Origin of the sequence: Pseudomonas syringae (assembly GCF_002157375.1) — a bacterium.
In the GTDB taxonomy this organism is placed as follows: Bacteria; Pseudomonadota; Gammaproteobacteria; order Pseudomonadales; family Pseudomonadaceae; genus Aquipseudomonas; species Aquipseudomonas syringae_T.
On sequence record NZ_MTSA01000021.1, the window covers coordinates 83066 to 89487 of the forward strand.

General features: G+C 60.2%; 6 protein-coding genes. 2 read left to right on the plus strand and 4 right to left on the minus strand.

The features are described 5' to 3' along the window. Positions 1–94 precede the first annotated feature (94 nt). From yjiA to BW686_RS22860, 3 genes are all read right to left on the minus strand, one after another. On the minus strand, positions 95–1072 hold the full coding sequence (yjiA, locus tag BW686_RS22850) for a GTPase (RefSeq protein WP_084919736.1): 978 nt from the start codon (positions 1070–1072) through the stop codon (positions 95–97). A 95-nt stretch (positions 1073–1167) separates the two neighbouring features. Beyond that, positions 1168–1365, minus strand: coding sequence for a YbdD/YjiX family protein (locus BW686_RS22855; RefSeq protein ID WP_004884022.1), 198 nt, complete (start codon positions 1363–1365; stop codon positions 1168–1170). Positions 1366–1392: 27 nt separating this feature from the next. After that, a complete protein-coding gene (locus BW686_RS22860; RefSeq protein WP_084919739.1) occupies positions 1393–3468 on the minus strand; it encodes a carbon starvation CstA family protein in 2076 nt (691 codons plus the stop codon). Positions 3469–3753: 285 nt separating this feature from the next. On the opposite strand from BW686_RS22860, the gene BW686_RS22865 reads away from it, so the two are divergent. Next, the gene (locus BW686_RS22865) at positions 3754–4128 is read left to right on the plus strand and encodes a PilZ domain-containing protein (RefSeq protein WP_084919741.1); all 375 of its coding nucleotides are present in this window, start codon (positions 3754–3756) and stop codon (positions 4126–4128) included. Between the two features lie 14 nt (positions 4129–4142). Here the strand turns inward: BW686_RS22865 and radA are convergent, their stop codons facing one another. Beyond that, positions 4143–5510 (minus strand): DNA repair protein RadA, encoded by a 1368-nt coding sequence (gene radA / locus BW686_RS22870; RefSeq protein WP_084919743.1) that lies wholly within the window; start codon positions 5508–5510, stop codon positions 4143–4145. A 194-nt stretch (positions 5511–5704) separates the two neighbouring features. Here radA and mscL point away from each other — a divergent pair, with 194 nt between their 5' ends. After that, positions 5705–6151, plus strand: a complete 447-nt coding sequence (gene mscL / locus BW686_RS22875) for a large-conductance mechanosensitive channel protein MscL (RefSeq protein ID WP_084919746.1) — start codon at positions 5705–5707, stop codon at positions 6149–6151. Positions 6152–6422: the final 271 nt, after the last annotated feature.

Consider the following 6422-nt stretch of genomic DNA (forward strand, 5'->3'; position numbering starts at 1 on the left):
ACGCAGTCATGAAAAGCCCCGGCTCGTGAGAGTCGGGGCTTTTTACTGAGTGGTCCATAAGCGTGAACGAGCGCTCACGCCGAAGCAGGGTATCTCAGGCACAAACCCTTTCGAACCCAGCCCGTATCTTCTCCTCCGGCAACTCATCGGCAATGAACACGATTACGCTCTCGCGCTGTTCACCTTCTGCCCATTCGGCATCCCAGTCGAAGCCGTACAGTTTGAGCACGCCCTGAAACACCATCTTGCGTGCTTCATCTTCGATATTGAGCACGCCTTTGTAGCGCAGCAGTTGTTTGCCGTGGTCTTCCAGCAGTTCGTTCATGAACTCGCTGAGGCGGTCCAGGTTCAGGGGTTTGTCACTGCGCAGAACAAGGCTGGTGATGCGGTCGCCGGAGGCGCCAACCGGGGCCAGTGGGCGCAGGGTCATGCCGCCGCCGAGGTCGGCGTTCAGGTTGAAACCGCGTACGTCGAGCAGCTCGGCGAGGTCGATCTTGCCGTGTTCTACGATGCGGATCGGCGCGCGGCGGTTGATGCGGGTCAGGCGGGCGCTGAGGGCCTCGAAGGCTGCGTCGTCGACCAGATCGCGCTTGCTCACCAGCAACCGGTCGGCAAAGCCGATTTGCGCCTGAGCGATGGTTTGCGCCAGGTGAGTATCTGCGTGGGCAGCGTCCACCAGCGTGATGATGCCGTCGAGAATGTAGCGCTCGCGCAGCTCTTCATCGATGAAAAAGGTCTGGGCGACCGGGGCCGGGTCGGCCAGCCCGGTGCATTCGATCACCAACCGGTCGAAGGCGATTTCGCCGCTGTCCAGGCGCTCCAGCAACAGGTAAAGCGCTTTGGTCAGGTCGGTGTGAATGGTGCAGCACACGCAGCCGTTGGACAGGGTCATGATCTGGACCGGGTCGGTGCCGAGCAACTGACTGTCGATGCCTGCGTCGCTGAATTCGTTCTCGATCACCGCGATCTTCAGGCCATGTTCGGCCTTCAACAGGTGGCGCAGCAAGGTGGTTTTACCGGCGCCCAGAAAACCGGTCAGCACGGTCACGGGGATGGGTTGCAGCTCAGTCATAAGGCTCCTGGCGTGATGCTTTCAGCGGGAATGAAAACGCGCCACAGGTGATGGCCTGTGGCGCGTCGGGTCAGACAATAACGCAGATCAGAGGATCAGCAGCACTTCGGACCACCCTTGCCGCCGTACCGGGCCTCTTGCCGCTCCCGAAAGAATTGCTCGTAGGTCATCATCGGCTTGTCCGGGTGGGTGGTCTGCATGTGCTCGACGTAGGTGTCGTAGTCGGGCATGCCCACCATCAGGCGTGCGGCCTGACCGAGGTATTTCCCGAGGCGACTCAGGTCATTGAACATGGGCAAATCCTCTGTGGGTACACATCATCACACCTGCGACGCAGGCGGCATGGGCTGGAACGGGGCTTCCTTGTCGGTGCGCTCCTTGGTCGTCCAGGCCGCACGGCCTACTTTGATGGCGTAGAACAGAATGCTGAACACCACAAACAGGAACAGTATGGTCAGCCCGGCGTTGGTGTACGCATTGAAGATCACATGCTGCATCTGGTCCATGGTCTTGGCCGGAGCCAGGATCTGACCCGCATCTGCCGCCGCGCTGTATTTCTTGGCCAAAGCCAGGAAACCGACAGCAGGGTTGGCGTCAAACAGCTTGATCAGGCCGGCTGTCACGGTGCAGATCAGCAGCCATGTAGCAGGCAGCATGGTGACCCACACGTAGCGCTGACGCTTCATCTTGATCAGCACGACGCTGGCGAGCATCAACGCGATACCGGCAAGCATCTGGTTGGAGATGCCGAACAGCGGCCACAGGGTATTGATGCCGCCCAGCGGGTCGATAACGCCTTGATACAGCAGATACCCCCACAGCGCCACGCAGCCACCGGTGCCGATGGCGTTGGCGGTCCAGGATTCAGTGCGTTTCAGGGCCGGAACGAAACTGCCCAGCAGGTCCTGAAGCATGAAGCGGCCCGCACGGGTCCCGGCATCGACAGCCGTCAGGATGAACAGCGCCTCGAACAGAATCGCAAAGTGGTACCAGAACGCCATTGTGTTCTCGCCCGGCAGCACCTGATGCAGGATCTGCGCGATACCGACCGCAAGCGTCGGAGCACCACCGGCACGGGCCAGAATGGTGTTTTCACCAATGTCCTTGGCCACGGCGGTCAGTTGCTCCGGCGTGATGGCAAAGCCCCAGCTGGACACCGTCTGCGCGACCGTTACCACATCGCTGCCGACCACGGCAGCCGGGCTGTTCATCGCGAAGTAGACACCCGGCTCGATGACCGACGCGGCAACCATCGCCATGATGGCCACGAATGACTCCATCAGCATGCCGCCATAACCGATGTAACGGGCGTTCTTTTCGTTATCCAGCAGCTTGGGCGTGGTGCCGGAAGAGATCAGCGCATGGAAGCCCGACACCGCGCCGCAGGCGATGGTGATGAACAGGAACGGGAACAGTGCGCCCTTCCAGACCGGGCCGGTGCCGTCGGTGAACTGGGTCAGGGCCGGCATTTTCAGCTCGGGAGCCAGAATCAGGATGCCGATTGCCAAGGCCAGAATGGTGCCGATCTTCAGGAAGGTCGACAGGTAGTCACGTGGCGCCAGCAGCAGCCAGACCGGCAGCATGGCCGCGACAAAACCGTACCCCACCAGCATCCAGGTGATCTGTATGCCGGTGAAGGTGAACATCGGCCCCCAGGTCGGATCGGCCGCGACCGCGCCGCCTACCCAGATCGACCCCAGCAGCAGGATGACACCGATAATGGAGATTTCACCGATGCGGCCCGGACGGATGTAGCGCATGTAAATGCCCATGAACATCGCGATCGGAATCGTCGCCATGACCGTGAACATGCCCCACGGGCTTTCAGCCAGGGCCTTGACCACGATCAACGCCAGCACCGCCAGGATGATGATCATGATCAGGAAGCAGCCGAACAAGGCGATGGTGCCGGGAATACGGCCCATTTCCTCTCGAACCATGTCGCCCAGCGAGCGACCGTTACGGCGTGTCGACAGGAACAGGATCATGAAGTCCTGCACCGCGCCGGCCAGCACCACCCCCGCGATCAGCCACAGCGTACCGGGCAGGTAGCCCATCTGCGCCGCCAGCACCGGACCGACCAGCGGACCTGCGCCCGCAATGGCCGCGAAATGGTGACCAAACAGGATGTGTTTGTTGGTCGGCACATAGTCCAGACCATCATTGTTGACCACCGCCGGCGTCGCGCGCAGCGGATCGAGCTGCATGACATGCGTGGCGATGAAAAGACTGTAGTAACGATAAGCAACCAGATAGATAGCCACCGCAGCAACCACTATCCACAAGGCGTTGATCGCCTCACCGCGGCGCAAGGCCACGACCCCGAGAGCACATGCCCCAACAATTGCAACGATGAGCCAGGGAACATGGCGCATCAGGCTATTATTATTTTTCATTTTTTTATTCCAGCAGAGTTGACTAGAAGGCAAGCACTGCGAGTTTAGCGCCGGATCCGCGAAAGGCCACCCCCAACCATGGTCTAGTTCGAAATTTGATCAATGGCGGCAGATACCCGGCATAGAGGGCCGGAATGGTACGGCTATATGGTTGCCGGATCACAAAACAGCAAGGCAGAACTGTTCTGCCATTACTTTCCGGTCTATCGTGCAGAGACAAGAGAATGGCTTGAAAAACAACCTGCCCGCCGACTGACTTCAGCGGTCAACAAGAGAGTTAACCCGATGACCGACTCACCCGAAGATCGCCGTCGTTTCAAACGTATCGCCTTCGACGCCAAGACTGACCTGAAACAAGGCGATAAACGCTGGAAAGTGAAACTGGTCGACCTGTCCCTGAAAGGCTTGCTGATCGAACGACCTGACCCGTGGACAGGTGATCGGGCGCAGCCCTTTGAAGTCGATATCATTCTCGGCAACGATGAACATGTGCAAATGGACGCCGAAATCACCCACGACAATAACCGGCAACTCGGCTTTGTCTGTCGCCATATCGGGCTGGAGTCGATCAGCCACCTGCGGCGGCTGGTCGAGCTGAACCTTGGAGACCCGCAGGAACTGGAGCGCGAACTGGCGGCCTTGATCGAGCTTCAGGAATAGCCCCTCAGGTCCGTTTATTCGAACAGCGCATCCAGCGCCTGCTCCAGACGTGTGACGGCAATGATCTGCAAGCCGGGAGGCGACTCTTTCGGCGCATTGCCTTTCGGCACGATGGCCCGCTTGAAACCGTGCTTGGCGGCTTCTTTCAAGCGCTCCTGCCCACTGGGCACAGGCCTGACCTCGCCGGACAGCCCCACCTCGCCAAACACCAGCAAGTCATGCGGCAAAGGCCGATTGCGCAGGCTGGACATGACCGCGGCCATCAGGGCCAGGTCCGATGCGGTTTCCAGCACCTTCACCCCGCCCACCACGTTGAGGAACACGTCCTGATCGTGGGTCGGAATGCCGCCATGCCGGTGCAGGACCGCCAACAGCATTGCCAGACGATTCTGATCCAGCCCCAACGTCACCCGGCGCGGGTTGGACATGTGGCTGTCATCCACCAGCGCCTGAACTTCCACCAGCATCGGGCGTGTGCCCTCCCACGTGGCCATGACCACGCTGCCCGGCACTTCTTCCTGCGCACGGGTAAGAAAAATCGCTGACGGATTGGAGACTTCTTTCAAGCCCTTGTCGGTCATGCCGAACACGCCCAGCTCGTTCACGGCGCCAAAGCGGTTTTTCACCGCCCGCAGCAACCGTAGCCGACCGTCCGACTCGCCCTCGAAATACAGCACCGTGTCGACCATGTGTTCCAGAACGCGAGGACCGGCAAGCGCGCCTTCCTTGGTGACGTGGCCCACCAGAAAGATCGCCGTGCCGCTCTGCTTCGCGTAGCGCACCAGCAAGGCGGCGCTCTCGCGAACCTGCGACACGCCGCCCGGTGCGGATTGCAGTTGCTCGGTAAAAATCGTCTGGATCGAGTCGATCACCATCACCTTCGGCTTTTCGACCTTGGCCGTGGCAATGATCGTCTCGATGCAGGTTTCGGTCATGACGCGCAGTTTGTCCTGCGGCAGTCCAAGACGCCGCGCGCGCATGGCCACCTGCTGCTGCGATTCCTCGCCAGTGACATACAGCGCCGGCATTCGCTGGGCGATATTGCACAGTGTCTGAAGCAGAATGGTGGACTTGCCGATACCGGGGTCGCCGCCGATCAATACCACCGAGCCGTCGACCAGACCGCCACCCAGTACGCGGTCCAGTTCGGCAGAGTTGGTGGAAAAACGCGGGATCTCTTCGACGCTGACTTCTGCCAGGGTTCTGATCTGCGCCTGTGAACCGGTCCAGCCCGTGCGTCCGCTGGGGCGCGCAGCGGCACCGCTTTCGATCATGGTTTCGACCAGTGTGTTCCAGGCGCCACAATCGGCGCACTGGCCCGCCCACTTGGGAAACGTCGCGCCGCACTCGGTGCAGCCGTACAAGCGTTTGGCCTTGGCCATGACAACCCCAGTCGTGAAAAACGTCCATGATAGCGCACGTAGCAGCGCCTGCTACTCGCCTGGCGGGTCACGGGTTTTAAAAACCGGATAAAACTTACACAGACAGCTCCGGTCGATTGAACGTGACCCGGCGGCAAAAGCCCGGCTGGGCTACACTCTTCTGGATCAATTTTATCTGTTACAAGGAATTACCCATGAGCGTACTCAGCGAGTTCAAGGCCTTCGCGGTCAAAGGTAACGTGGTCGATATGGCCGTCGGTATCATCATTGGCGCGGCATTCGGCAAAATCGTTTCGTCGTTCGTCGGCGATGTGATCATGCCCCCACTAGGCCTGTTGATCGGCGGCGTGGACTTCAGCGACCTGGCCGTCACCCTGCGTCCTGCACAAGGCACAGCGCCTGCGGTGCTGCTGGCCTACGGCAAGTTCATCCAGACCGTCCTCGACTTCATCATTGTCGCGTTCGCGATCTTCATGGGCGTCAAGGCCATCAACCGCCTGAAACGCGAAGAAGCCAAGGCCCCGACCTTGCCGCCTACGCCGTCCAAAGAGGAAGTGCTGCTGGGCGAAATTCGCGATTTGCTGAAAGAGCAAAACAAGCCGTCAGCGCCCGTCACCGTGGACCCTGCTCGTCCGCTTTGATTGGGAGCTCGAAACGGGCTTCTGCCCTCGGGCCGTGGAGCTTCAAGGGTTACGACAGCTGCGATGGGCCTCTGAAACAGGCCACTTCGACTATGCCTGATGTACCGCATGCACTGGCTTTGCTGCCGGTTCCCGGCAGTTCGCGAGCAAGCTCACTCCCACATGTATTGAGCCCAATTATTGAGTATTGAGCCCAACACTGTGGGCTTCTGCCCGGAGGGCGTGGGAGCTTCAGGAGGTTACGACGGCTGCGATGGGCTGCGAAGCGGCC

Bases quoted from the DNA above. Each gene is read 5' to 3' on its own strand.
- BW686_RS22860 (WP_084919739.1), bottom strand. From the start codon at position 3,468: ATGAAAAATAATAATAGCCTGATGCGCCATGTTCCCTGGCTCATCGTT.
- BW686_RS22855 (WP_004884022.1), bottom strand. From the start codon at position 1,365: ATGTTCAATGACCTGAGTCGCCTCGGGAAATACCTCGGTCAGGCCGCA.
- BW686_RS22865 (WP_084919741.1), top strand. From the start codon at position 3,754: ATGACCGACTCACCCGAAGATCGCCGTCGTTTCAAACGTATCGCCTTC.
- mscL (WP_084919746.1), top strand. From the start codon at position 5,705: ATGAGCGTACTCAGCGAGTTCAAGGCCTTCGCGGTCAAAGGTAACGTG.
- radA (WP_084919743.1), bottom strand. From the start codon at position 5,510: ATGGCCAAGGCCAAACGCTTGTACGGCTGCACCGAGTGCGGCGCGACG.
- yjiA (WP_084919736.1), bottom strand. From the start codon at position 1,072: ATGACTGAGCTGCAACCCATCCCCGTGACCGTGCTGACCGGTTTTCTG.